At 36.5% G+C, this 2,972-nt stretch carries 4 protein-coding genes and 1 pseudogene; 2 read left to right on the forward strand and 3 right to left on the reverse strand.

Annotated elements, in window-relative coordinates:
* Nucleotides 1-84: 84 nt before the first annotated feature.
* Nucleotides 85-1,023, forward strand: coding sequence for a LysR substrate-binding domain-containing protein (locus ACILQF_RS12255; RefSeq protein ID WP_395627689.1), 939 nt, complete (start codon nt 85-87; stop codon nt 1,021-1,023).
* An 83-nt stretch (nt 1,024-1,106) separates the two neighbouring features.
* Here the strand turns inward: ACILQF_RS12255 and ACILQF_RS12260 are convergent, their stop codons facing one another.
* From ACILQF_RS12260 to ACILQF_RS12270, 3 genes are all read right to left on the reverse strand, one after another.
* Nucleotides 1,107-1,715, reverse strand: coding sequence for a superoxide dismutase (locus ACILQF_RS12260; RefSeq protein WP_395627690.1), 609 nt, complete (start codon nt 1,713-1,715; stop codon nt 1,107-1,109).
* 76 nt (nt 1,716-1,791) lie between these two features.
* Complete coding sequence (locus tag ACILQF_RS12265) at nt 1,792-2,268, reverse strand: nucleoside deaminase (RefSeq protein ID WP_395627691.1); 477 nt, start codon at nt 2,266-2,268, stop codon at nt 1,792-1,794.
* A gap of 4 nt (nt 2,269-2,272) precedes the next feature.
* Nucleotides 2,273-2,608 carry a tRNA-binding protein gene (locus ACILQF_RS12270; protein WP_395627692.1) on the reverse strand — a complete coding sequence of 112 codons (336 nt, stop codon included), beginning with the start codon at nt 2,606-2,608 and terminating at the stop codon, nt 2,273-2,275.
* An 85-nt stretch (nt 2,609-2,693) separates the two neighbouring features.
* Between ACILQF_RS12270 and ACILQF_RS12275 the strand changes: the two are divergent.
* A pseudogene (locus tag ACILQF_RS12275) lies at nt 2,694-2,972 on the forward strand (class I SAM-dependent rRNA methyltransferase); the annotation flags it as partial.

Below are 2,972 nucleotides of genomic sequence, written 5' to 3' on the forward strand. Positions count from 1 at the left end.
ATCTAATTTAAAATTACCTTATTTAAAATATTCATTATAGACATAATCAATATTTATTATATTTACATAGTTAAAATCTATATCATGACATTAGTCCAGCTCGAATACATTGTTGCCCTTGATACCTACCGTAGTTTTGGAATAGCTGCGGATAAATGTTTTGTAACTCAGCCAACCATGAGTATGCAAGTCCAGAAATTGGAGGAAGAGCTTGGAACTAAGCTTTTTGACAGAAGCAAACAGCCCATTACTCCAACGGATATTGGAATTGAGGTAGTAGAACAAGCACGCACTATTTTAAAGGAAAGCTATAAGCTAAAGGAATTGATTAACAATCAAAGAAACGTGGTTTCTGGGGAACTTAGAATTGGTATTATCCCAACCATGGCACCTTATTTAATGCCTCAAATCATCTCTGCATTCATGAAAAAATATCCGGAGGTGCAGCTAGTAATTTGGGAATATATGACTGATAAGATTGTAAGTGAGCTCAAAAATGGACTTTTAGACTGTGGTATCCTTTCAACTCCACTTGAAGATAAAAGCTTACAGGAAAGCCCCCTCTTTTATGAATCATTTGTTGCCTACCTCTCAAAATCTAGTCCCCTAACACACAAAAAAAACCTACAAGCATCCGATATCAATCTAGATGATTTATGGTTATTAAATGAGGGGCATTGCATGCGAAATCAGATTTTGAATATCTGTAAGCGAAAAAAAACGAATGAATCCCGAGCATTCGAATACAATACCGATAGCGTTGAAACACTCAAGCGAATGGTGGAGATGAATAAAGGAATTACCCTCTTGCCTGAGCTTTCAATAAGTGATTTTTCAGTGAAGCAGCTCGATCGCATTCGTTATTTTAAATCGCCACAGCCTACACGAGAAATTAGTATAGTTACCCACCGTAATTTCCTAAAGCGAAGGTTAATTATGGCTTTAGAGAAAGAAATTTTAGAGGCAATTCCGAAGCGAATGAGGAATAAAAATAAAAAGGAAATCTTAGAAATATCCGCTTAATAAAAATCTAGAATATTGTATTTTAAATAAAAAGAGTGATGCACAAATAGCGCATCACTCTTTTATAGATTTTGTCTATAATGTTATTTTGCCTGAGCAAATCTTTCAGAAACGGCACCCCAATTTACTACATTCATAAATGCACCAACATATTCAGCACGTCTATTTTGATACTTTAAGTAGTAAGCATGCTCCCAAACATCCATTCCTAAGATTGGAGTTCCCTTTACTTCAGCGATATCCATCATTGGATTATCTTGATTAGGAGTTGAGCTAACTTGTAATTTGCCATCAGCAGCAACTGAAAGCCAAGACCATCCTGATCCAAAACGGGTCATGCCAGCTTCGGCGAACTTCTTCTTAAATTCATCAAATGAACCAAAAGCCGCATCAATAGCTTTTGCTAACTCGCCACTTGGAGTACCACCACCATTTGGCGACATTACAGACCAATAAAGCGTATGGTTGAAATGACCACCACCGTTATTTCTAACAGCCATTGGATATTTTGAAATATTTTTAATAATATCTTCAATGCTCTTATTTTCGCCATCGGTACCTGCAAGAGCCTTATTTAGGTTATCTACATAAGCTTGGTGATGTTTGCCATGGTGAATTTCCATAGTCATTTTATCGATATGCGGTTCTAGTGCATCTGTTGCGTACGCTAACGCGGGTAGTTCAAAAGCCATCTTTTTGTATTTAGGGTTAATATTAATTTCTTTAACAAATATAAGATTGAATTGTTATAAATTTTTCAATTTGGTGTCAAGATTTATCCCGCTTTAACGCGAAGAAATCCTTCATGAGACTAGCAGCTTCTTCAGAAAGTATGCCACCTAAAACTTCTGTTTTTGGATGGATAATCAGCTCAGAAATATGCGAGTAGCCCCTTTTAACATCCTTAGCACCATATACTATCCTACTTATTTGAGTCCAGTAGGAAGCCCCAGCACACATCACACAAGGCTCAATCGTAACATAAAGCGTGCAATCCTTTAAATATTTACCACCCGTATAATTTGCTGCAGCCGTAAAAGCCTGCATTTCTGCATGAGCGGTTACATCGGTTAATTGTTCAGTTAAATTATGTCCCCTACCAATAATTCTTCCCCCATGCACAATTACTGCACCGATTGGAACTTCATCAAGATCACGTGCCTTTTGAGCTTCCTTAAGTGCTTCCTTCATGAACAAATCATCAGGATTTATAAGTGATTCATCTGTAAAACTAATATATTTCATAAAATTAAATTAAGGATGAGCCATTTGGAACCTGACGTTCAACGGCTGCTAAAATAATATCACCATGTTGATCAGCAAAGCCAGTTAGTAAAAACTCAGAGTTAAAATTAGCAATTTGTTTTTTAGGGAAATTAATCACTCCAATTATTTGCCTGCCAATTAAGTCGCCCTTTGAGTAATGCTTTGTAATTTGGGCGCTACTCCACTTCTGGCCAAACTCTCCAAAATCTACTTTTATCTTAAAAGCTGGCTTTCGCGCTTCCGGAAAATCAAGGACTTCCAGAACAGTGCCAACTTTTAAGGCTACTTTCTCAAAATCGGACCATTTTATATCTTCCATGTTCAAAGTTAGCAGGAATTGTGAATTATAATCAAGCTAGATGGATGTACACTCACGATTGAAACATAAATTGTAAATTTGCGACATGCATTCAGTAAAATTAAAAAAGGGCAAAGAAAAAGCGGTCAGACAAATGCACCCATGGGTGTTTTCTGGAGCAATCGATCAAATAAAAGGAAACCCTGAAAATGGGGACATTATAATGGTCAATGACAGTAATAATGCATTTCTTGCCTATGGCTTTTTTAATGATAAATCAAGAGTGGCGGTCCGCCTTCTTGAATGGAATCAGGAAACTGAAATTGATGAAAGCTGGTGGAGAGAAAAGATTAAAACTGCAGTTAAACATAGAGATAATTTAAAT

The sequence above is a fragment of the Daejeonella sp. genome (assembly GCF_044232565.1).
Taxonomy (GTDB): Bacteria; Bacteroidota; Bacteroidia; order Sphingobacteriales; family Sphingobacteriaceae; genus Daejeonella.